Source organism: Rothia mucilaginosa, assembly GCF_901875305.1.
Taxonomy (GTDB): Bacteria; Actinomycetota; Actinomycetes; order Actinomycetales; family Micrococcaceae; genus Rothia.
In genome coordinates this window covers 361400-386473 of sequence record NZ_CABFLY010000001.1, presented here as the reverse complement: position 1 = coordinate 386473, position 25074 = coordinate 361400, and the positions used below count along the sequence as shown (strand labels likewise).

Annotated in this window: 13 protein-coding genes; all 13 read right to left on the bottom strand. The window is 58.2% G+C overall.

Annotation, left to right across the window (positions count from 1 at the left end; genetic code table 11):
• Positions 1–288: 288 nt before the first annotated feature.
• Positions 289–4200: a DNA-directed RNA polymerase subunit beta' gene (locus JX292_RS01640; RefSeq protein ID WP_204860659.1), complete on the bottom strand. Its 3912-nt coding sequence runs from the start codon at positions 4198–4200 to the stop codon at positions 289–291.
• Positions 4201–4310: 110 nt separating this feature from the next.
• Positions 4311–7817 carry a DNA-directed RNA polymerase subunit beta gene (rpoB, locus tag JX292_RS01635; protein ID WP_204860658.1) on the bottom strand — a complete coding sequence of 1169 codons (3507 nt, stop codon included), beginning with the start codon at positions 7815–7817 and terminating at the stop codon, positions 4311–4313.
• 352 nt (positions 7818–8169) lie between these two features.
• On the bottom strand, positions 8170–9666 hold the full coding sequence (locus tag JX292_RS01630; RefSeq protein WP_275586141.1) for an L-serine ammonia-lyase: 1497 nt from the start codon (positions 9664–9666) through the stop codon (positions 8170–8172).
• 310 nt (positions 9667–9976) lie between these two features.
• The gene (gcvT, locus tag JX292_RS01625; RefSeq protein ID WP_204860657.1) at positions 9977–11095 is read right to left on the bottom strand and encodes a glycine cleavage system aminomethyltransferase GcvT; all 1119 of its coding nucleotides are present in this window, start codon (positions 11093–11095) and stop codon (positions 9977–9979) included.
• Positions 11096–11258: 163 nt separating this feature from the next.
• Positions 11259–14099 (bottom strand): aminomethyl-transferring glycine dehydrogenase, encoded by a 2841-nt coding sequence (gene gcvP / locus JX292_RS01620; RefSeq protein ID WP_204860656.1) that lies wholly within the window; start codon positions 14097–14099, stop codon positions 11259–11261.
• Positions 14100–14418: 319 nt separating this feature from the next.
• Complete coding sequence (locus tag JX292_RS01615) at positions 14419–15642, bottom strand: MFS transporter (RefSeq protein ID WP_204860655.1); 1224 nt, start codon at positions 15640–15642, stop codon at positions 14419–14421.
• A 30-nt stretch (positions 15643–15672) separates the two neighbouring features.
• Positions 15673–16506 (bottom strand): respiratory nitrate reductase subunit gamma, encoded by an 834-nt coding sequence (gene narI / locus JX292_RS01610; RefSeq protein WP_204860654.1) that lies wholly within the window; start codon positions 16504–16506, stop codon positions 15673–15675.
• Positions 16507–16532: 26 nt separating this feature from the next.
• A complete protein-coding gene (gene narJ / locus JX292_RS01605) occupies positions 16533–17273 on the bottom strand; it encodes a nitrate reductase molybdenum cofactor assembly chaperone (RefSeq protein WP_204860652.1) in 741 nt (246 codons plus the stop codon).
• A gap of 4 nt (positions 17274–17277) precedes the next feature.
• Positions 17278–18891, bottom strand: coding sequence for a nitrate reductase subunit beta (narH, locus tag JX292_RS01600; RefSeq protein ID WP_204860651.1), 1614 nt, complete (start codon positions 18889–18891; stop codon positions 17278–17280).
• On the bottom strand, positions 18891–22610 hold the full coding sequence (locus JX292_RS01595) for a nitrate reductase subunit alpha (protein ID WP_204860650.1): 3720 nt from the start codon (positions 22608–22610) through the stop codon (positions 18891–18893). Before JX292_RS01595 ends, narH begins: the two co-directional genes overlap by 1 nt.
• A 77-nt stretch (positions 22611–22687) precedes the next feature.
• Positions 22688–23881: a ThiF family adenylyltransferase gene (locus JX292_RS01590; RefSeq protein ID WP_204860649.1), complete on the bottom strand. Its 1194-nt coding sequence runs from the start codon at positions 23879–23881 to the stop codon at positions 22688–22690.
• 120 nt (positions 23882–24001) lie between these two features.
• A complete protein-coding gene (locus JX292_RS01585; RefSeq protein WP_204860644.1) occupies positions 24002–24526 on the bottom strand; it encodes a molybdenum cofactor biosynthesis protein MoaE in 525 nt (174 codons plus the stop codon).
• Positions 24516–25034, bottom strand: a complete 519-nt coding sequence (locus JX292_RS01580; RefSeq protein WP_204860642.1) for a MogA/MoaB family molybdenum cofactor biosynthesis protein — start codon at positions 25032–25034, stop codon at positions 24516–24518. Before JX292_RS01580 ends, JX292_RS01585 begins: the two co-directional genes overlap by 11 nt.
• Positions 25035–25074: the final 40 nt, after the last annotated feature.

Here is a 25074-nt window from a genome sequence, read left to right as displayed (position 1 = left end):
AAAAGAATTTTTCTCTCCGGGCAGATTCTTTTTCAACAGAATTCCCAAAATATTTTGAATAAAAAGGTCTCAAGACACACTCATAACAAATCTAAATACAAGATTCATAAAGATTTTCACCGTTACCACAACCATAACCATTCCATCGTGAATCAAGAAAATGAATTACCTCCCTCTCCCCAACCATCTACACGTGGGGTATACAAAAGCGCGGATACCCGAGAGAAATCTCGAGTATCCGCGCTTTTACGGATGCTTAGGCTTCAGACCTAGCAAGCAGCAGGAAGCTTAGAGCTCCAAGCCACGACCGTACTCATCCAGCGAAACAGCGCGGAAACCACCGTTATTGCCGTAGGAGTACACCTCGCTATCAATCTGGAAAGCACTCGGGTAACCGCCGCCGAAGGTGTCCAGAGACTGCAAACGCTCAGCGGTAGCCTGAGCGCTCGGCTCAACCTCAATATCGTTGTAACGCGCCAAACCGGTACCGGCAGGAACCAGCTTACCGATAATCACGTTCTCCTTCAGGCCCAGCAGCGGGTCGGTCTTCGCCTCCATAGCTGCCTGAGTCAGGACGCGGGTGGTCTCCTGGAAGGAGGCCGCCGACAGCCAGGACTCGGTAGCCAGCGAAGCCTTGGTAATACCCATCATCTCGGGACGACCAGCAGCAGGCTTCTTGCCCTCGAGCAGAGCCTTACGGTTTGCGGTCTGGAAGACGATGTTATCAACCAGCTCACCCGGCAGAAGGTCGGTGTCACCGGACTCAATCACGGTCACGCGACGCAGCATCTGGCGGACGATTACCTCGACGTGCTTGTCGTGGATTTCCACACCCTGTGACTTGTACACGCCCTGGACCTCGCTCACCAGATGCTTCTGAGCCTCACGAGGACCGCGGATTCGCAGGACCTCCTTCGGGTCAACAGAACCGGTAGCCAGCTGATCGCCAACGTGGACGTAATCGCCATTCTGCAACTTGGAAGCTGCACGGCGCAGAACGGTGTAGGACTGGGGCTCAGAACCGTCGTCCGGGGTCACCACAATCTTGTAGGACTTCTCGGTATCCTCAATGGTCACGCGACCGGACACCTCAGAAATCGGAGCGACGCCCTTGGGGGTACGAGCCTCGAACAACTCCTGAATACGGGGCAGACCCTGAGTAATATCGTCTGCCGACGCCACACCACCGGTGTGGAAGGTACGCATGGTCAGCTGGGTACCGGGCTCACCAATCGATTGAGCCGCAATGATACCAACAGCCTCACCGATATCAACCAGAACGTTCGAAGCCATCGAACGGCCGTAGCACAGAGCACACACACCGATAGCAGACTCACAGGTCAGAACCGAGCGAACGCGTACTTCCTTCACACCAGCCTTGAACAGCTTCTCGATGAGCTCATCGGAAACATCAGCACCGGCTTCAGCCAGAACGTTACCGGCCTCGTCCTTCACGTCCACCGCGAGGGTACGACCGTGAATCGAAGTCTCAACGTCCGGGTGCAGGTTACCGTCGGCGTCAACCAACGGGAGCATCAGGCCGCGGCGAGTGCCACAGTCGTGCTCGCGAACGATAACGTCCTGCGACACGTCCACCAGACGACGGGTCAGATAACCCGAGTTAGCGGTACGCAGTGCGGTATCAGCCAGGCCCTTACGTGCACCGTGGGTTGCGATGAAGTACTCCAGAACCGACAGGCCCTCACGGTAGGAAGACTTAATCGGGCGGGGCATAATCTCGCCCTTCGGGTTCGACACCAGACCACGGATACCCGCAATCTGACGGACCTGCATCCAGTTACCACGTGCACCAGAGGTCACCATACGGTAAATAGTGTTCAGACCACCGTGAGAGCTCAGGTTCTCACGCATAGCCTCTGCCACCACGTCGGTAGCTTCGGTCCAAACCTTAATCAGCTCCTGACGACGCTCTTCATCGTCAATAGTACCGATCTCGAAGTCATCCTGAATTGCGGCAGCCTGCTTCTCATAGCGCTCCATAATCGCCGGCTTCTCAGAGGGAGTAGCAATATCGGAGACAGCCACCGTCACACCCGAACGGGATGCCCAGTAGAAACCTGCGTTCTTCAGGTTATCCAGAGCACGCGCCACAACGTCCATCGGGTAACGCTCAGCCAGGTCGTTAATCAGGCTACCCAGGCCCTTCTTATCTGCCACACCGGTGAACCAGGGGTAGTCCTTCGGCAGAGCCTGGTTGAACAGAATCTGGCCAACGGTGCAGTCCAGCAGTACGGGGTCGCCGGGCTTGTAACCCTCAGGAGCTTCCCAACCCTCAGGAGCAACAAACTGATCGCCATCCATCAGAATCTTCACCTTGGTGTACAGCTCAATCTCGTGGCGATCCATCGCCATCAGGGCCTCAGAAACCGAGGAGAAAGCGTGACCCTCGTTCTTCTGGCCATCGCGAGGAGTAGTCAGGTGGTACAGACCGATAATCATATCCTGCGAAGGAACGGCCACGGGACGGCCATCCGACGGCTTCAGGATGTTGTTCGAGGACAGCATGAGGATGCGAGCCTCAGCCTGAGCCTCGGGAGACAGCGGCAGGTGAACTGCCATCTGGTCACCATCGAAGTCAGCGTTGAACGCAGAACAGACCAGCGGGTGTAGCTGAATAGCCTTACCCTCAACCAGCTTCGGCTCAAACGCCTGAATACCGAGACGGTGCAGGGTAGGTGCACGGTTCAGCAGCACGGGGTGCTCGGCGATAACCTCTTCCAGAACATCCCAAACCTGCGGACGGAAACGCTCGACCATACGCTTAGCGCTCTTAATGTTCTGAGCGTGGCTCAGTTCCACCAGACGCTTCATGACGAAAGGCTTGAAGAGCTCCAGCGCCATCTGCTTAGGCAGACCACACTGGTGCATCTGCAGTTGCGGACCAACCACAATCACGGAACGACCGGAGTAGTCCACACGCTTACCCAGCAGGTTCTGACGGAAACGACCCTGCTTACCCTTGAGCATATCCGACAGGGACTTCAGGGGACGGTTACCGGGACCGGTCACCGGACGGCCACGACGGCCGTTATCGAAGAGCGAGTCCACAGCTTCCTGTAGCATACGCTTCTCGTTGTTCACGATGATCTCGGGAGCACCCAGCTCCAGCAGACGCTTCAGACGGTTGTTACGGTTAATCACGCGACGGTACAGGTCGTTCAGGTCGGAGGTCGCAAAGCGGCCACCATCCAGCTGAACCATCGGGCGCAGCTCCGGCGGGATGACCGGAACAACGTCCAGAACCATACCCAGCGGGGAGTTGTTGGTGGTCAGGAAGGCGTTAACAACCTTCAGACGCTTCAAAGCACGGGTCTTCTTCTGACCCTTACCGGTCTGAATAATCTCCTTAAGAGCCTCAGCCTCAGCTTCCAGGTCGAAAGACTCCAGACGCTTCTTGATAGCCTCGGCACCCATGGCGCCCTCAAAGTACATGCCGTACTTATCCACCATGGAACGGTACAGAGCCTCATTACCCTCGAGGTCAGCAACCTTCAAGGACTTGAAACGCTCCCACACGCTCTCCAGGTGAGCCGCCTCGCGCTCGTAGCGCTTACGGACAGAAGCAAGCTGACGCTCAGCGTTATCGCGCAGCTTGCGCTTCTCAGGGTTCCTACCACCCTCTGCCTCAATACGAGCCAGCTCAGCCTCAACCTCGCGGCTAATAGCGTTCACATCAGCGTTCAGAGCGGCCTCAAGCTCCTGCTTCTCACGGTCGTGAGCTGCCTGCAGCATGGGCAGGTCCTCGTGACGAGCCTCCTCGTCAACGCTGGTAATCATGTACGCAGCGAAGTAGATGACCTTCTCCAGGTCCTTCGGAGCCAAATCCAGCAGGTAGCCCAGACGGGAGGGAACACCCTTGAAGTACCAAATGTGGGTCACAGGAGCGGCCAGCTCAATGTGGCCCATGCGCTCGCGACGAACCTTGGAACGGGTCACCTCAACGCCACAGCGCTCACACACAATACCCTTGAAGCGCACGCGCTTGTACTTACCGCAGTAGCACTCCCAGTCCTTAGTGGGGCCGAAGATACGCTCGTCGAAGAGACCGTCCTTCTCGGGCTTCAGGGTACGGTAGTTGATGGTCTCGGGCTTCTTAACCTCACCGAAGGACCAACGACGGATGTCGTCGGCGGTGGCAAGGCCAATTCGCATCAAACCAAGCGAAGATTCGTTGGACATATCGGTCCTAATCTCTTTCTGTAAGTTTCTGAAGACTTGGGTTAGCGGGCGGGAACCTCACAACGCACGCGAGCACATGCGAGGTTCCCCACCCTAGAAGGAGGCGGTGCTTATGCCTCGTCGACCGAGCTGGGCTCGTCGTGGGTCAGGCTCACGCCCATATCTTCTGCTGCCCGGAAGCCTTCTTCCTCCGAGTCGCTCATCTCAATAATCTTGCCGTCGGTGGAGAGCACCTCAACGTTCAGGCACAGGGACTGCATTTCCTTGATAAGAACCTTGAAGGATTCGGGGATACCCGGCTCAGGGATGTTCTCGCCCTTCACGATAGCCTCGTAAACCTTCACACGGCCCGCCACGTCATCGGACTTGACGGTCAGGATTTCCTGCAGGGTGTATGCGGCGCCGTATGCTTCCAGCGCCCACACTTCCATCTCCCCGAAGCGCTGACCACCAAACTGAGCCTTACCACCCAGGGGCTGCTGGGTAATCATCGAGTAAGGACCGGTAGAACGAGCGTGAATCTTATCGTCCACCAGGTGGTGCAGCTTCAGGATGTACTGGTAACCCACCGAAATCGGATCCGGGAACGGCTCACCGGAACGGCCGTCAATCAGACGTGCCTTACCGGAGCGGTTAATCAGACGATCGCCGTCGCGGTTCGGGTTCGAGTGGTCCATGAGGTCGAACAGTTCGTCCTCGTGGGCGCCGTCGAACACCGGGGTTGCCAGGCGAGTCGGGCCGGATTCCTTCGGGAAGTTCGGCATGTGCTTGAGCCACTCGGGCTCGCCCTCAATCTTCCAACCCTGCTTAGCCAGCCAACCGGTGTGGACTTCCAGAACCTGACCAATGTTCATACGACCGGGCACGCCCAGGGGGTTCAGGATGACGTCCACGGGGGTACCGTCTTCCAGGAAGGGCATATCCTCAATCGGCAGAATCTTGGAAATAACACCCTTGTTACCGTGGCGGCCCGCGAGCTTGTCGCCGTCGGTAATCTTACGCTTCTGAGCCACGTACACGCGGACCAGCTGGTTCACGCCCGGGGGCAGATCGTCCTCGTCGTTGTTCTCGCGGTCGAAGATGCGGATACCGATGACGGTACCGGACTCGCCGTGAGGAACCTTCAGAGAGGTGTCGCGAACCTCGCGAGACTTCTCACCGAAGATTGCGCGCAACAGGCGCTCCTCGGGGGTCAGCTCGGTCTCGCCCTTGGGGGTGACCTTACCGACGAGGATGTCGCCAGCCTCAACCTCAGCACCGATGTGGATGATGCCGCGCTCGTCCAGAGCCGAGAGAACGTCCTCGGACACGTTCGGGATGTCGCGGGTAATCTCCTCGGGGCCCAGCTTGGTGTCGCGGGCGTCAATCTCGTGCTCCTCGATGTGGATCGAGGTCAGCACGTCCTCAGAAACCATGCGCTGGGAGAGGATGATCGCATCCTCGTAGTTCAGGCCTTCCCACGGCATGTATGCCACGAGCAGGTTCTTACCCAGTGCCAACTCGCCGCCGTCGGTGGAGGGGCCGTCAGCAATAACGTCGCGGTATTCGACGCGCTGGCCTTCCTTCACCACAACGCGCTGGTTGTAGCAGTTACCCGGGTTCGAACGGGAGAACTTCATGATCGGGTAGGTGGAGACAGAGCCGTCGTCGTTACGGACAATAACGGTCTTAGCGTCCACGGAAGAAACCACACCGGGCTTCTTCGCGAGCACGGAGTCACCGGAGTCCAGTGCTGCGTACTTCTCCATACCGGTACCCACCACGGGAGCCTCAGACTCCAGCAGAGGCACAGCCTGACGCTGCATGTTGGCACCCATCAGTGCTCGGTTAGCGTCGTCGTGCTCCAGGTAAGGAATCAGGGCGGTAGCCACAGACACCATCTGACGCGGGGAGACGTCCATGAACTGAACGGCACCGGGAGCAGCCAGAACAGCCTCACCAGAACCATCGCCTGCACGGCAGAGAACCTCGTTCTCAGCGAAGGTGCGGTCCGGATTCAGCGGTGCGTTTGCCTGCGCGATAACAACGGACTTCTCGTCGTCCGCGGTCAGGTAGCGGACCTCATCGCTCACGCGGCCATCGGTCACCACGCGGTAGGGGGTCTCAATGAAACCGAAGGAGTTGATGCGACCGTAGGTTGCCAGCGAACCAATCAGACCAATGTTCGGGCCTTCAGGGGTTTCAATGGGGCACATACGACCGTAGTGCGAGGGGTGCACGTCTCGCACTTCCATACCTGCACGGTCACGGGACAGACCGCCCGGGCCCAGCGCAGACAGACGACGCTTGTGGGTCAGACCCGCCAGCGGGTTGTTCTGGTCCATGAACTGGGACAGCTGAGAAGTACCGAAGAACTCCTTGATAGCTGCCACGACGGGGCGAATGTTCACCAGGGACTGCGGGGTGATAGCTTCAACGTCCTGAGTGGTCATACGCTCGCGAACCACACGCTCCATACGGGACAGACCAGTACGGATCTGGTTTTCAATCAGCTCACCCACAGTGCGGATACGACGGTTACCGAAGTGGTCGATATCGTCGATGTCGACCTTCAGGGAGATTTCCTCGCCATCGCGCACACCCGGGATGCTGGTCTCGCCAGCGTGCAGAGCGCAGAGGTAACGAATCATCTGAGCGATGTCGTCCTGGCTGAGCACGGAAGCCTCGGGGGAATCCAGGGGAACGTCCACGCCCAGCTTACGGTTCAGCTTGTAACGGCCAACCTTCGCCAGGTCGTAGCGGCGCGGGGTGAAGTACATGTTGTCCAGCAGAGCCTGGGCAGCTTCAACCGTCGGGGGCTCACCCGGGCGCAGCTTGCGGTAAATGTCCAGCAGGGCCTCGTCGCGGTCCTTGACGGAGTCCTTCTCGAGGGTTGCACGGATGGAGTCGTACTGACCGAACTCGGCCAGAATCTTGGACTCGGTCCAACCCAGAGCCTTGAGCAGAACGGTCACGGACTGCTTACGCTTGCGGTCCAGACGCACGCCCACCTGGTCGCGCTTATCAATCTCAAGCTCGAACCATGCACCGCGGGAGGGAATCACGCGGGCCGAGTAAATGTCCTTATCGGAAGTACGGTCCGGAGCCTTCTCGAAGTAGGCGCCGGGGGAACGCACCAGCTGGGAGACGACCACACGCTCAGTACCGTTAATCACGAAGGTACCGGCCTCGGTCATTAGGGGGAAGTCGCCCATGAACAGGGTCTGCTGCTTGACCTCACCGGTGGTGAGGTTCATGAATTCAGCCTTGATATACAGCGGTGCCGAGTAGGTTGCATCGCGATCCTTGCACTCCTCAACGGAGTACTTGGGGTCGGCGAACTCGGGCTCGGAGAAGGAGAGCTGCATGGTCTCCTGGAAGTCGCGAATCGGGGAAATCTCTTCAAAGATCTCAGCCAGACCGGACTGTGCGGGAACAGAGGTGTCACCAGCAGCCTGCGCGGATTCCAGACGCTCCGCCCAGCGCTCGTTACCCACGAGGCGGTCGAAGCTATCGGTCTGGATAGCAAGCAGGTTGGGAACCTTCAGCGGTTCATTAATCTTCGCGAATGAAATTCGGCGCGAGACGTTCTCTGCGCCGTTAGCGGCGTCATGGTTAGAGGTGCTCGAAGCGACCAAAATGGGGATCCTTCCACAGACATGTCTGTTAGCAATCAGCCTCCCGGCGACTTTACCGGCGACATGACAACCTCGGCCCCCGCATAAACGGTGCTCGAAGCTACAGATGTCGGACGGAAAACGTCACCTTCAGCCCGTGCCCACCGCTATATGAAGGCACAAAGGTTAGGGAAAGCGTAAATACTAACGATACAGGAAGAAATCTATTTTGTCTACCACACCCGAAGGGCGAGTGCAAACCTGACACCGAAATGCACTTTCTACCCCTCCAAAGAGGAACCCTATGCGGGTGGTCGCCGGCTGCTTCTCAACGGTTTACCCTCCTGAGAACCCGCCAACTACCACGAGGAACCTAGCACTCCACCACGTTAACGGCCAGGCCGCCCATCGAAGTTTCCTTATAGCGGTGCGACATATCCAAGCCGGTCTGGCGCATCGTCTCAATCACCTGATCCAGCGACACGCGGTGCGTGCCATCTCCGCGAAGTGCCATACGGGCGGCCGTCACAGCATTCGACGCAGCCATCGCATTACGCTCAATACACGGAATCTGCACCAACCCGCCAACGGGATCACAGGTCAGGCCAAGATTATGTTCCATAGCAATCTCGGCCGCGTTCTCCACCTGCTCGGGGGTACCACCCAGCACCTGTGCCAAGCCGGCCGCAGCCATCGAGCTGGCGCTACCCACCTCGCCCTGGCACCCAACCTCAGCACCAGAAATCGAGGCGCGCTTCTTATACAGCACACCCACGGCGGCCGAAGCCAGGAAGAAATCCACAATTGCCTGCTCACGAGCAGCCTGACCGCAATGACGAATACCCGGGGTGTAGTTCATCGCATAGTGCAAAACCGCCGGAATAATACCGGATGCACCGTTTGTCGGGGCCGTCACCACACGGCCACCAAACGCGTTCTCCTCATTCACCGCCAAGGCAATCAGGTTTACCCAGTCAATCGCAAATTCCGGAGACTTGCCGGGATCCTCCACCATCAAGTCACGATGCCACGCACCCGCACGGCAACGCACCTTCAGCGGACCAGGCAAATATCCCACACGAGCCAGAGAGGAGCCAATGCACTCCTTCATGACGCGATAAATATGCAGGATGCCTGCGCGCACCTCCTGCTCCGTACGTAGCGAACACTCGTTCGCCATCTTCAGCTGCGCAATCGACATACTTGCCTCGTTCGCCATCTCAATGAGCTCGGCGCCCGAGCCGAAGGGGTAGGGCGGGTTCGTGAGCGAGGCGCCACCGGTCGCTTCCTCATCCCCCTCAACAATAAAGCCGCCGCCAATCGAGTAATAGGTACGCTCCAGCAGTAGCTCCTCCCCCGCAAACGCGGCAATCTTCATGCCGTTCGTGTGGCGCGGAAGAACAGTCAGAGGGCGCAAGGTCATGTCAATCTCACGGTAGTGCACCACCGGACCGTACACCTTGTTCTCCTCGCCGCCGGGAGCGTTCACGCCGTACGAGGAAGAAGGATAGCCAGCCAGAGGCAGGGTGCCGTCAACGCTATTGCGCTCAATCATAGCCTCCGCAGCTGCAATATCAATCGTCTCAGGAACGAAGCCGCACAGACCCTTCAGCGCGGCACTCATCGTGCCGTGACCAGCACCGGTTGCGGCCAACGAACCGTACAAATCGATGTGCACGCCAGTCACGCGGTCCAGCAGGCCTTCATCAATCAGCTCAGCCACAAAACGATTCGACGCACGCATGGGACCTACGGTGTGGGAGCTGGATGGGCCAACGCCAATACTGAACAGCTCAAAAACACTGATGTCGTAGGGAAGGGCCTCCGCCTTCTTCTGGGCGCTACTGGGAGTGCTCTGATTGATCGCCACGTTCTGTCCTTCGAAGTTATTGCACCCTGCAGGGCGCAGTCTCACGGAACACCGGTCACCGAAAACTACCAGGCTCGGTATTCCACCTAATTCATATGAGGTAGTGATAACGGACAGTCCTCCTTGACTAACCGCTCTAATCCTAACGCACTTCTGAGGATGCAGAAACTAAGGTGAGGGTACGCCCTCATACCCCCACTCCCCCAGCTGCTTCGGCCCAACTACCGTCCCAACACACGGAAGGCGCCGCGTCCTCTCGAAAACACGGCGCCTTTCGCTCTGCGGAAGTTACCTCACGCAGTATATTTCGTTACTTTTCACGCTTGTAGAAGGGCAAAGCCACAACGTCGAAGGGGGCGCGCTTACCGCGAATATCCACGTCAATGGTGGACCCGAGCTCCGAGAACTCACGGTTCACCAGAGCCATCGCAACCGGGTAGCCCAGGGTCGGGGAAGGAATACCGGAGGTAACCTCACCAACCTCGTTACCTTCAGCATCCACCAACTTGGAACCGGCACGTGCAGGGCGCTTCGCCTGAGCCTTCAGACCCACCAGGATGCGAGGGGAATCTTCCTTCGCCAACTCGGACAGAGCCTGACGGCCCACGAAATCGGCGGCCTTCTTCTCCAGCGCAATCTCAACCAGACGACCCAGGCCGGACTCGAAGGGGGTGATGTCCAGGCCAAGCTCATGGCCGTACAGGGGCATACCTGCCTCGAGACGCAGGGAATCGCGGGATGCCAGACCCGCGGGAGTCAGACCGAAGGGCTCACCGGCGGCAACCAGCTTGTCCCACAGCTCAACAGCGTGCTCGTTCGGCACGAACAGCTCGAAGCCGTCCTCACCGGTGTAACCGGTGCGAGCCAGAAGCACATCGACACCAGCGATGGTCAGCGGTACCGAAGCGTAGTACTTCAGCTCGCGCACGGCACCCTCGTCAGAGGCACCGGCTGCCAGCAGAATTTCCTCCGCGCGAGGGCCCTGAACAGCAATCAAAGAGGTCTGATCCGACTCATTGACGAACTCAACGTTGAAGTCGCCCATGCGCTCGCTCATGGCAGCGTAATCAGTGTCGATGTTGGCCGCGTTAGGAACAACCATGAACTCATCGTCGCCCAGACGGTAGGTGATTAGATCGTCGATAACACCGCCCTTGTCATTGACCAGGATGGAGTACTTAGCCTTGCCGACCTTCAGGACGGACATGTTCGAGACCAGAGCGTAGTCAAGGAATGCTGCGGCATCCGGACCGGTCACACGGAACTCACCCATGTGAGAGAGGTCAAAAATACCGGCGCGGGTACGAACGGCTTCGTGCTCGGCGACGTCGTTCGAGTACTTCAGGGGCATATCCCAGCCGCCGAAATCGGTGAAGGATGCGCCCAGCTTCTCGTGAACCGGGTACAGGGAGGTCTTCTTGGGGGACATTAGATTCTCCTCACGCACAGCTTTGTGCTGTCATTGCAATCATTGTGTTTCAAGCCCCCTCTCCAGCAGGAGACCAGAGAGGGAGCCAATCCCGCCCATCTCTCAAAGGAGACGGACGGGGCGGGGTGAGCCGAGTGGCCACCCCTAGAGCGTCAAACGCTCCTTATGCTTCCAGGTCGAAAGCCTCCATCGGAGGGCATTCGCACACGAAGTTACGGTCACCACCGGCACCGTCAATACGACCCACCGGAGTGAAGTACTTATTAACGCGCAGGCTCGGAACCGGGAAGGCAGCCTGGGTGCGAGTGTACGCACGATCCCACTCGTCTGCGCTGACCACGTCAACGGTGTGCGGTGCATTGCGCAGGACGGAATCCTCAACGGCTACCTTACCCTCGGCAACCTCGATAATCTCGTCGTAGATGGTCTCCATCGCCTCGATAAAGCGGTCAAGCTCTTCCTTCGACTCGGACTCAGTCGGCTCCACCATCAGGGTGCCCGGAACCGGGAACGCCAGAGTCGGTGCGTGGAAGCCGTAGTCCATCAGACGCTTGCAGACGTCCTCAGCGGTCACGTGAGACTTATCGGTCAGGTGACGCAGGTCCAGGATGCACTCGTGAGCGACCAGGCTGCCGGGGCCGGTGTACAGCACGGGGTACTTATCATTGAGCTTCTTCGCAATGTAGTTTGCGTTCAGCACGGAGTACTGAGCCGAATCCTTCAGACCCGGAGCGCCGGACATTGCGATATACATCCAGCTGATGGGCAGGACGCCCGCCGATCCGTAGAAAGACTGGGCAATCGGCAGAGCCGCATCGTTCGGCAGCTTACCCTCAGAGTCAGCGCGGTAAGCATCGCCGGGCAGGAACTTTGCCAGGTGCTCACGCACAGCCAGAGGGCCAACACCGGGGCCACCACCACCGTGCGGGATAGAGAAGGTCTTGTGCAGGTTCAGGTGCGAAACGTCGCCGCCGAACTTACCGGGCTGCGAGAAGCCCATCTGCGGGTTCATGTTTGCGCCGTCCAGGTACACCTGGCCGCCCGCCTCGTGAACCAGCTGGCAGACCTCCACAACCTGTTCCTCAAACACGCCGTGGGTGGAGGGATAGGTAATCATGATGCCGGCGACCTTGGGGCCATACTTCTCAATCTTGACCTTCAGATCATCAACATCGATGGAGCCGTCCTCTGCGGTGGCGACACCGGCAACCTTCAGGCCAGCCAGGGCAGCAGACGCCGCATTGGTACCGTGAGCAGACAGCGGAATCAGAATGGTATCGCGTTCGTGGTCACCGTTGGCCTCGTGGAAGGAGCGGATAGCGCGCAGGCCGGCATACTCACCGGTAGCACCCGAGTTCGGCTGCAACGAAATCTGGTCGTAACCAGTAACAGCGAGCAACCAATCCGACAGGTCCTTGATCAGGTCGTGCCAGCCCTCGGCCTGGTCCTCGGGAACCAGCGGGTGGATGTTAGCGAATCCGGGCCAGGAGATGGGTTCCATCTCGGCTGCGGCATTCAGCTTCATGGTGCACGAGCCCAACGGGATCATGGCGCGATCCAGGGCCAGGTCCTTGTCTGCCAGGTGACGCAGGTAGCGCATCATCTCGGTCTCGGAACGGTACTTGTGGAAAACCGGGTGCTGCATGTAGTCGTCGGTACGCAGCAGGTCGGAGGGCAGGTCGTACTTCGGATCTGCCTCGCCGAGGGTGCCGCCCAGAGCAGAGACCAGGGACTTCAGCAGCTCCTCACCATGAGATTCACCCACAGAAATACCTACGCGGTCCTCATCAAAGCGACGGATGTTCACGCCAGCTTCCAGAGCCTTCGCGACCAGCTCATCAGCACGGCCGGGAGCTTCCACCACGATGGTGTCGAAGAAGGTGTCATGAGCAATGCTGTAGCCTGCTGCCTCCAGAGCGGTTGCCACACGTGCAACGCTCGTGTGCAGGCGGTTCGCGATAGCGCGCAGACCTTCGGGGCCGTGGTACATCGCGTAAGCACCCGCAACAATGGCCAGCAACGCCTGAGCGGTACAGATATTAGAGGTAGCCTTCTCACGGCGAATGTGCTGCTCGCGAGTCTGCAGGGCCAGGCGGTAAGCGGGCTTACCGGTCGGGTCCTTCGAGACACCCACCAGACGACCCGGCATGGTACGCTCCATACCCTTGTGAACGGCCATGTAACCGGCATGCGGACCACCGAAGAAGAAGGGCAAGCCAAAGCGCTGAGTGTTACCAACAGCAATATCTGCACCCAACTCGCCGGGAGACTTCAGCAGGGTCAAAGCCAGCAAATCAGCATCCACCGTCACCAGGGCGTTGCGCTCCTTAGCGGCCTTGATAATCGGTTCAATATCACGGATTTCACCATCCTGTGCAGGGTAAGCCAGGATAATGCCGTACAAATCGCCCTCAGGCAGGCCCTCGGAGAAATCGGTGATAACAAAGGGAATGCCCAGCATCTCCGCACGGCCACGAGTCACCGAAATAACCTGAGGCAGGCAACGAGAGTCAATTGCGAAGAAACCGTTCTTCACCTTGCGGTTTGCACGGTGCATCATAACAGCCGCTTCAGCGACAGCAGAAGCCTCATCCAGCAGCGAAGAGTTAGCAATCTCCAGACCGGTCAGCTCCATCACAGTGTTCTGGAAGTTCAGCAGAGCTTCCAGACGACCCTGAGAAATCTCAGCCTGGTAAGGAGTGTAAGAGGTGTAGAAACCAGGGTTCTCCAGAATATTGCGACGCAGGACAGCGGGAGTCACAGCATCGTAGTAACCGGCACCAATCATCTGGGCCAGGACCTTATTCTTAGCAGAGTAGCCAGCAATCTTCGAAAGGGCCTCATGCTCCGACAGCGGAGCGGGAAGCTGAAGCTCACCGTCAAGGCGAATCTGCGAGGGGACAACTGCGTCCATCAGCGCGTCCAGGGAAGAATATCCCAAGGTTTCGAGCATCTGCTCTGCGTCTGCGGAACGGGGGCCGAGATGACGATCAATAAAGGACATAGGGTTCTCCTATTGGTCGGCGCAAACCGTAGAGGGGGCACGTCGCGCTATTGCGACGAGTCGAACGCTTTAAGTGTCCCACATCTCCGCGTATTTTTCTCATCATTATCATGATTCGACATACCCGAACACGATAAGTCTTCCCCCCTCTCCCCCTGGCACCCCCATAAGATTCTCCCGCCCCCGATACCGGATAGAAGCTACCGGGTAGAGCAAAGCCCCGGTCCCTCCTCCCATGACCGGGAGGACGAACCGGGGCCCCTATGAAAACAAGCTCAGATATACCTCTTACGAGGAATATCTAAATATCTTCAATGGATTACTTCTTAGCGTGATCCGGCTTGCCACCGTGCGGCACGAGGAATACCGACAGGAAGGCGAGGAACGCGGTCACGGCCAGCAGCATCAGACCGATGAAGTAGTTGTTGTGCTCCTGGTTGTAGGTTGCACCCATCACCAGCGGCGGGAAGAAGCCACCCAGCGCGCCAGTAGCAGCAATCACACCGGACACCGCACCAACGTTCTTCGGGTCAGCAACGCGACCCAACCAGCCGAAGACCGAGCCGTGGCCCAGACCCAGCAGAGCACCCATCAGGATGAAGACAGCACCGTACACGTGCTCAGCATTAGGCTGGAATGCGGTAATAACTGCCAGAATCACCACACCGCCCAGGGAGATGAGGGAGATAATCTTCGGACCGAACTTATCAGCCAGAACACCACCGAAGGGACGAGCCACCACAGCGGCAGCGGTAAAGCCAGCCGCACGCAGACCAGCGTCATTAGCGTCGAAGTGGTAGATGTTGCTCAGGTAAGTGGGCAGGTAGTTCGAGAATGCCACGAAGGCACCGAACACAACTGCGTAGAGGAAGCAGAGCTGCCAAGTGGTCTTCACCTTGAATGCGCGAATAATCTTCGGCATCAGCGGGGTGACCTCACGGCCAATGGTTGCCGGGGAATCCTTCAGGAACACGAAAGAAATCACGGCGGTTACTGCACAAATCACAGCAATCAGGATGTGAGTCGGGAAGTAACCGATACCCTGCACCAGGCGGGGGGTAGCGAATGCGGAAACCGCAGTACCCACCATGCCCGCACCGAACACACCGGTTGCGAAGCCCTTCTTCGATACGTCATACCATGCCGAGCTGAAGGGAATACCCACAGCGAACACGGTACCAGCAATACCCAGGAAGAAGGAGACAATCAGCAGCATGGGCAGCGAGTTCATCTGACCAGCCACGCCCACCAGCAGAACCAGCGGTGCGCTGACAGCTAGAACAATGGTGAACATAATACGACCACCGTAACGGTCAGTCAGACCGCCGATGGGAATACGGCCGATAGCACCGATAAAAATCGGCATGGCGACCAGAACACTGGTCATACCAGCGTCCAGGTGCATCTGCTTGGCATACATTTTTGCAAGCGGGCCGACGATGGTCCATGCCCAGAAACCAATGGTCGAGGCGAAGGTTGCCAGCAGAACGTTAAAGAGCTGACCCTTCTTCAGGTCGTAGCTCGGTGCAACAGGGGTGCTCATATTTCCTCTTTTGCAATATGGATATGTGTATTAGCGGTCGGCACGCTCACGCGGGAGAGTACCCACCGGATCCCAGCCTCGACGTGCGCCAACGCGCTGACCGCCACGGGTGCGGTACACGGTGTAGGGGCGGAATACGTAGTGCAGAGGCACAGTCAGTGCGTGCACCAGGCGGGTGAAGGGCCAAATAATGAACAGAACCATAGCTACGACGATGTGAATCTTGAAAGCCACGGGGATGTTCACCATCAGGGCCACCTCGGGGTGGAAGTAGAACAGCGAACGGAACCACACGGCAATGGTCTCACGGTAGTTGAAGTGAACATGGTGACCATTGACCGGGGGCAGACCGCCCGACGGGTCCACTGCCGAAATCAGGGTAGCCGCGGTACCGGCGAGAATCACCAGAACCAGGACGATATACATGAAAACGTCATTGCGGGTGGTAGCCGCACGAACCTCAGAGTTCGTAGCGCGGCGACCCAGCAAGATAAACATACCGACAATGGTGGCAACAGCTGCGGCAGAACCCGCGATTAGCGCCACAATGTGGTAAGTCTCATCCGAAACGACGAAGTCAGTCAGGAACTTGGGGACCACCAGACCACCAACGTGGCCCATAAAGACGGCGGCCAGGCCATAGTGGAACAGCGGCGAACCGATGCGAAGCCACTTGCCTTCGTAAATCTGCGACGAGCGGGTCGTCCAGCCATACTGGTCGGTACGGTAACGCCAAATGGTGCCACCAATCAGAACGACCAGCGCAACATAGGGCAGAACGCCCCACAGCAGGATGTCTACGACGCCCGGATCGGCTACAGCGTGTGCAGCGTGTTCTGCGTTCTCAGAAGCAAGTACGTACACGTGTTGTCTCCTCACGAGGGATAAAACTAGTTAGAACGAGCCTGCGCCTGCTGGAGCAGCTGATGATCAGCGTAACCGTTCAGGCCAACAGTCTCGACGGGCGGGCCGTAGCCAGCCATCCGCTGGACCTCTTCCTGAGTCTCGGGAGAGATGCCGGGAAGAGTCGCGCAGATGCTCTGCAACAACCCGTAGTGGGGTAGGCTTCCGTCCTTCATCGCAAGACGGAGAAGCTCAAGGGAGGGGCGATATGCCTGCAGGGCCGAACGACCCTTACGACGATCAACCAGCGCACAAAACTCGAGAACCAACGGCAGATAATCCGGAAGCTCACCGTTCAGAACGGTCAGCATACCGGACTCGCGGTACATCTGCTTGAAACGCAGAAGAGTCTCACCGCGACGACGCGTATCACCATCGGTCCAGTACGACAGGTGCAGGGAATGACGACGCGAAAGGTCGTATTCCTGCACATACTCGGACTGCACGTCTTCCAGGTCCTTGGAGGTAAGCCACTTCTGCATCGCATCAACAGCTGCGATAAAAGCTTCATCCTCGGTGGCCGCCGTGATAGCGACCAGTTCAGGAAGCACCTCCAGCATCTGCTCATCGGGATAGCCCAAGAGCATAGCGCTGACCTGGTAAATTACCGAGTCCTTGTCCTCACCGGGACCGTAATCGATATCGAACGGATTCACCGGCTGAGCCGGCTCCGAGGCCTGAGCCTCGGAACCGGCCTTACCCATGAGCTTGGAAAAGAATCCAGCCACTTAATTACTTCTTTCCGGTGGTATTCGGGAAGAGGCCGTCGGGGCGGGAAGAACCGTCCCAGCTAAACAAGCTGACCTTGTTGTTAGCCTCGTATACACCGGTGGACACGGGGGTCGGGCGACCCTCCATGTCGTTGAACGCATCGCCGTACATACCGGGTCCGCCATCCACGCTCAGAGAGCAACCCATTTCCTCGAGGTTGTGGGCATCCTCCATGTGAGCCTTCGGAATGACGTAGCGTTCGTTGTACTTCGCGATAGCCATCAGACGGTACATTTCGTAAATCTGCTGACCGGTCATGCCAACCGCCTGCGCAATTTCCTCGTTGCCTTCGCCACCAAGGTTGATGTCACGCATGTACGAACGCATCGCAGCCAGGCGACGCAGAACGTTCGTCACAACCTCGGTGTCACCCGCGGTGAACAGCTCAGCCAGGTACTCCACCGGAATACGCAGAGCCTCAATAGCGCCGAAGAGGTTGTTGCTGTTCTCAGCGTCGTGGCCCTGCTCCTTGAGCAGGTCAACAATCGGGGACAGCGGCGGCACGTACCAAACCATCGGCATGGTGCGGTACTCGGGGTGCAGGGGCAAAGCCACCTTCCACTCCTTGGCCAGCTTGTACACGGGTGACTTCTGAGCCGCAGTAATCCACGCATCGGGGATGTCGTTCTTACGTGCCTGCTCAATCACGGCCGGGTCAGAAGGATCGAGCATCAGCGACAGCTGAGCCTCGTAGAGGTCCTTCTCGTCCGGAACCGAAGCAGCCTCGGTCACGCGGTCTGCGTCGTACAGGAAGACACCGATGTAGCGCATACGGCCCACACAGGTCTCAGCACACACGGTCGGGATACCGGCCTCAATACGGGGGTAGCAGAAGGTACACTTCTCAGCCTTACCCGTCTTGTGGTTGAAGTACACCTTCTTGTAGGGGCAACCGGTGATGCACTGACGCCAACCACGGCAACGGTCCTGGTCCACCAGCACGATACCGTCCTCGGCACGCTTGTAGATAGCGCCAGAGGGGCAGGAAGCCATGCAGGAGGGGTTCAGGCAGTGCTCACAAATACGGGGCAGGTAGAACATGAAGGTCTGCTCGAACTCGAACTTAATCTTGTCTTCAGCCTTCTTACGAACCTTCTCAACCAGCGGGTCCAGGTGACCGTACTCGGTCGCACCAGCCAGGTTGTCGTCCCAGTTCATACCCCACTGAACCTTTGCGTCCTCACCGGTGATGAGGGAGACCGGCTTTGCGGCCGGGAAGTCATCACCGAGGGGAGCAGTGGTCAGGTTCTGGTAATCGTAAGTCCAGGGCTCGTAGTAGTCGCTGAGCTCAGGCTGAATCGGGGAAGCGAAAATCGAGAAGAGCTTCTGGAAGCGGTTACCGCTCTTAAGCTCCAGACGACCGCGCTTGTTCAGCACCCAGCCGCCCTTCCACTTTTCCTGGTCCTCGTAACGGCGGGGGTAACCCTGACCGGGACGAGTCTCCACATTGTTGAACCAGACGTACTCGGTACCGGCTCGGTTCGTCCATGCCTGCTTACAGGTCACGGAGCAGGTGTGGCAGCCGATGCACTTATCGAGTGCCATCACCATAGCAACTTGTGCCATAACGCGCATTAGAAAGTTACCTCCTGGGACTTACGGCGGCGGATGTACGAAACGATGTCTCGCTGGTTACCGGTCGGTCCAAGATAGTTGAAGGAGAACGCCAGGTGAGCGTAGCCACCAATCATGTGGGTGGGCTTCAGCAGAATACGAGTCACCGAGTTGTGAATACCACCGCGCTTGCCGGTGACTTCAGACTTCGGGCTAACCATACGCTCCTGAGCGTGGTAAACGAAGGAGATACCTTCGGGGATACGGTGCGAAACAACCGCACGACCCACAAAGACACCGTTAGTGTTCACACACTCAACCCATTCGCCATCCTTGACACCAATCTTCTCGGCATCCTGGGGGCTCATCCATGCCGCCGGACCACCACGGAACATGCTCAGCATGTACTGGTTGTCGAAGTACTGCGAGTGGATAGCCCACTTGTTGTGCGGGGTCAAGTAGCGAACAGCAACCGAAACGCCATCGGTCGTACCGAGCTCAGGCTCGTTGTACAGGCCGGTCATATCCAGCGGCGGACGGTAAATCGGCAGAGCCTCGCCCATCTCGTGCATCCAGTCGTGGTCGAGGAAGAAGTGCATACGGCCGGTCAAGGTGTGGAACGGCTTCTTCTTCTCGATGTTGACGGTGAACGGAGCGTAACGGCGACCACCGGTCTCCGAACCGGACCACTCGGGAGAGGTCATCACCGGCTGCGGAGCGGCCTGAGTCATGGGGAAGGTAATACGACGTTCCTCGTTACCCTCTGCCAGGTCCATCAGGTGCAGACCGGTCTGCTTCTCGAGCTCCTTGAAGCCCTTAACAGCGACCTCACCATTCGAAGTACCCGAAATCATCATGATGGCTTCGGCAATCTTCACGTCGGTATCCAGTGCGGGACGACCTGCACCCTTACCGGAGTCCATCACGCCGAATTCCTTGGCCATCTTGGCAACTTCGTGCTTCAGATCGTAAGTGACGTACTTGGTGGTTGCGCCAAGCTTGTCGAACAGCGGGCCAACGGTGGTGTACATGTCGTACAGTGCGCCGTAGTCACGCTCAACGGTGACGAAGTTCGGCATGTTCTTACCGGGAACGCCCACCATACCGGGAGTGTTCTTCCAGTCAGGTGCGTGGCCACCGGGCTGAGCAATCTGGCCCGGGGTATCGTGCAGCAGCGGGACCGAGACGATGTCCTTACGGACGCCCAGGTGCTTCTTCGCCATACGAGAGAACTCGAATGCGAGAGCCTTGAAGGTCTCGTGGTCGGTCTTTGCCTCCCACGGCGGGTCAATTGCCGGGGAGAACGCGTGCAGGAACGGGTGCATATCGGTCGAGGAGATATCGTGCTTCTCGTACCAGGTAGCGGTCGGCAGAACGATGTCAGACAGCAGGGTGCTGGAGGTCATGCGGAAGTCCGAAGTGACCAGCAAATCCAGCTTGCCCTGGGGAGCATCATCAACCCACTTAACTTCCTTCGGGTGGGTCTCTGCGTCCTCGCCCTGGACGTTGTCCATGCTACCGACGAGGTGCTTCAGGAAATAGCTCTCACCCTTTGCAGAGGAACCGAAGAGGTTCGAACGCCACAGGGTCAAAGTACGAGGCCAGTTGACGGGGTTGTCGACGTCCTCGACAGAGAACTCAAGGTCACCGGAGTTCAGACGCTGAGCAATGTAGTCCGCGTTCGAGGATGCCTCGCCGCGTGCCACTGCCTGCTCTGCCTTGTCAGCCAAATCCATCGAGTTCTCGGGGAACTGCGGGTAGAACGGCATCCAGCCCATGCGGGTGGAGCGTGCCACGACGTCAGCGGTGTGAACGTTGCGCAACTCGCCCTTAGCCAGCGGGGACTGCAGGTAGTCGGTGGAGTATGCATCCTGACGGAACTGGTCAGTGTGCATATACCAGAAACCGGTACCAATCATGTGACGCGGCGGACGGCTCCAGTCCAGTGCGTTTGCGATGTTAGTCAGACCGGTTAGCGGGCGTGCCTTCTCCTGGCCCACGTAGTGAGCCCAGCCGCCGCCGTTACGGCCCTGGCAGCCGGTCAGGTTCAGCAGGGCTAGGATAGCGCGGTAGGTGGTGTCAGCGTGGTACCACTGGCAGATACCCGCACCGAAAATCACCATGGAACGGCCACCAGAATCCAGGGCGCTCTTGGCAAACTCGCGGGCAATACGGATAACGGCCTCGGCGGGAACAGAAGTAATCGGCTCCTGCCATGCCGGGGTGTTCTGAACGCTCCAGTCGTCGTAGTCCTTAGCCCAGGTACCAGGCAGACCCTCACGACCAACACCGTACTGTGCCAGCATGATGTCGAAGACAGTGGTGACCTCGTGGCCCTCAACGTAGGCAACAGGCACACCACGGGTGATGACGTCGCCGTGACCCTTCGGGTCGTCGAAGGTCGGCATCTTAATCTCGACGGCAGCGGACTCGCCCTGGGGCAGGTCGCGGATTGACAGAATCGGCTTGCGGCCCTGCAGGTCCAGGTTCCACTTGCCCTGGTCCTCGGCTGCGTAGCGGTGACCCATGGTGCCGTTAGGAACGAAGACCTCACCGGTCTCGCGGTCCATCATGACAGGCTTGAAGTCGGAGTTAGCCTGCTCAGCCTCGCCAGCGAGCTTAGCAGCGGTCAGGAACTTAGAGGGAACCTTCACGCCATCTTCGCGGGTTTCCAGGGTGACCAGGAAGGGAAGGTCGGTGTAGGTCAGGGAGAAGTCCTCGAAGAACTCGACACGCTGGTCAACGTAGTTCTCCTTGAGGATGACGTGGCCCATAGCCATTGCCAGTGCGGCATCGGTGCCTGCCTGTGCGGGCAGCCACTCGTCAGCGAACTTGGTGTTGTCCGCGTAGTCAGGGCTCACGGTGACAACCTTGGTACCGCGGTAACGGACCTCAGAGACCCAGTGGGCATCCGGGGTGCGGGTCAGCGGAACGTTCGCACCCCACATGATGAGGTACGCAGCGTCCCACCAGTCACCGGACTCGGGCACGTCAGTCTGGTCACCGAAGACCTGCGGGGAGGCCACGGGGAGGTCGGCGTACCAGTCGTAGAAGCTGGTCATCACGCCGCCCATCAGCTGGATGTAGCGAACACCCGCGCTGAAGGAGACCATGGACATTGCCGGAATCGGGGTGAAGCCGGTGTTGCGGTCAGGACCATAGTACTTAATGGTGTGCACGTGGGCAGCAGCCATCAGCTCGAGAGCCTCAGCCCAAGTCGAGCGCACCAAACCACCCTTACCGCGAGCATTCACGTAGCGGGAACGCTTAGCGGGGTCAGACACGATGGAGTGGAAGGCATCCACGGGGTCGCTGTGGATAGCCTTTGCCTCGCGGTACATCTCCAGCAAGGGACCGCGAATGTAGGGGTACTTCACTCGGGTGGGCGAGTAGGTGTACCAAGAGAAGGACGCACCGCGGGGGCAACCACGGGGCTCATACTCGGGACGATCGGGGCCGACCGAGGGGTAGTCAGTTTCCTGCGCCTCCCAGGTGATGATGCCGTCCTTGACATACACCTTCCAGGAGCAGGAGCCGGTGCAGTTCACGCCGTGGGTAGAGCGAACTTCCTTATCGTGGCTCCAACGGTCGCGGTAGAAGGCGTCACCTTCGCGGCCGCCTTCACGGAAGACGGCGCGGCCGTCGTCAGTCTCGTCCCAGCGGGAGAAGAACTTACCGAACTTAATCAGCTGATCGGTAAGGGGGCCGTCCGGGCCCTTAATCTGTGATGCTTGTTCCATACTGCCCAATATAACGGAAACTCAGCATGGAAAATACAGAATAAAAACCTAATCTAATTAAGAATTCAAAAGGTTCCTTAGACCGTAAGCCAGGCCGAAATTCCGCCTTCAAGCATACGTACCGGACGGTCTTCCAGAGGTGCTATCTCACGCGCTGCTTCAACCGTTCTCGTATATCCGGTGCAGTAGATAACGATTTCTCGCGCATTTGGAGGGATTTTACGCCCAATTAGCGCCTTTAAATCACCCCTTCGGGACGATTCCATAATCTCTGTCAAGGGAAGATTGATTGCTCCCTCTATCGAAAAAGCAGCAAATTCGACTCGTTCCCGGACATCCAAAAGGGCAATCTTTTCGCTCTCCGGCATCGATTTCAGCTCTTGAGCGCTCACCCTAGAGGGGGAAGAAGGCGAAGAAGAGCCAGATAAATCATTTGGAATATTACGAATTATTACGTAATTTTCGGGCTTCTCGCTCGTTTTCCGAGGTAATTTAGGGGTTTTCTTAGGCTCAGCTTGCGCACTAGCTACAAGGGGTATATATTCCCACTTCCCACCTAATGCAGAATATAGGCCTACCTCACCTATAAGGGGGCGTCCCACCCCCGTCAAAAGCTTCACCGCTTCCATAGCCATCGCAGCCCCCACGACACCGGCCATGGCCCCCACAACCCCCGCAGTACTACACGAGGGCACACTTCCCTCCGCCGGAGCGTGCGGATAAAGATCTTCGTACACCGGACCATGACCAGCCCAGAAAACACTAAGCTGAGCGTCAAAACCAAGAATGGCAGCCCACACGTGAGGAATACCAGCTCGAGCCGCCGCATCCGACACCAGGTAGCGCGACTCAAAGTTATCGCTACCATCAAGCACAAGATCCGCGCCAGACAGCAAATCATCAGCGTTCTCAGCAGTCAGGCGCGCGCACACAGCATCAACCCGAATATGAGGATTCAGGGCACGAAGTGACTCTGCCGCCGACTCAGCCTTAGAATTTCCCACGCGGGCATAGGTATGAATCACTTGGCGATGCAGGTTGGAAGTATCCACCCGGTCGTCATCAATCACAACGATATGCCCCACACCTGCACCCGCCAGATACAGCAGAGAGGGGGCGCCCAGGCCACCAGCCCCCAGCACCACCACGCGCGCACCCTTGAGAGCCAGCTGAGCTTCGTACCCCATCTCGGGCAGAATCAGCTGACGAGAGTAAAACGCACGCTCAGCATTGGAGAGTTCTTCGATGCCGCGCGAAGAGACATGGGACATTGCTGCATCCTTTCTGAGGGGCATTCAGCGAAGCAATACATTGAGAAAAAGAAAGCCTGCCACAGAGGATACCTCTCTGGCAGGCTTATATGAAAACATAAGAATATGTAGAGTTGCGGATTAGCAGGATGAGGTGTCCACACCAACCCACTCGATGCTTCCATCGAGCAACTCCTGCTCCTTCCAGATGGGCACACGAGCCTTCACCCGATCCGCCACCAGCTCGCAGGCATCGAAAGCGCGGCCGCGGTGAGCGGCTGCAGCCATCACGGTCAAAGCAGACTCACCGATGGCAATAGGACCAACGCGGTGTACCGCCCACAGACGCACACCGTCCAGTTCAGCCGCCACCTCAGCAGCCACCTCAGCAATGTACTCGCGGGCCTGCGGATGCGCGCTGTACGATAGCCCGCGCACCGCGCTACCGTGATCGTGGTTTCGCACAATACCGTCGAAAATCACGAGGGCGCCCATAGCCTCGGTCATCACCTCAGTCTTCGCGGCGGTGTACAGAGGCTCCAGTGGGGCTTCGGTAATATCGGTGAAGATGACGGTCGAGCCGCTGGGTTCAGCCCCCTGATCACCAGAATGATCCAGCTGAGCCTCAGCAGGAGCCACTGAATCAGCATTAGGCTTAGTGGTCATGGTAGTCCTCCATCTGGCGGCAAATGTGCTCAACCAGCGGGTCCAGGGTGGTCACGCCATCCTTCACACCGCCGCGCGAGCCCGGCAAGGTCATCACAAAGGTGCGGTCAATCACACCGGCCACACCGCGAGAGAGAACAGCTGAAGAGACATTCTTCAGCCCGTTCATCCAGAAAGCATGCATGATACCGGGGATTTCCTTATCCAGATGCGGGCGCACGGCCTCCACGGTCTGGTCATCGGTGTTCAGGCCGGTGCCGCCGCTGGTCAAGATAAAAGTCGGCAAATTACCGTTCTTCTTCCCCTCAGCCACCAGGTTGTTGAAGTAATCGATAATCTCGCGGTCCTCAATCACCACGGGGTCCGGAGTCTCGAAACCACGCGAGCGCAGCCACTCCACCGCGATGGGGCCGGACTTATCCTCGTAAATGCCGCGAGCCGCACGCGTCGAGGCAACAATCACCAGGCCGGTCAGGTTCTCGGGCATCGTGAAATCGTCGGTGCTCATTGAATACTTTCCTCCTTTGGGACGGCGCACCACTACGCCA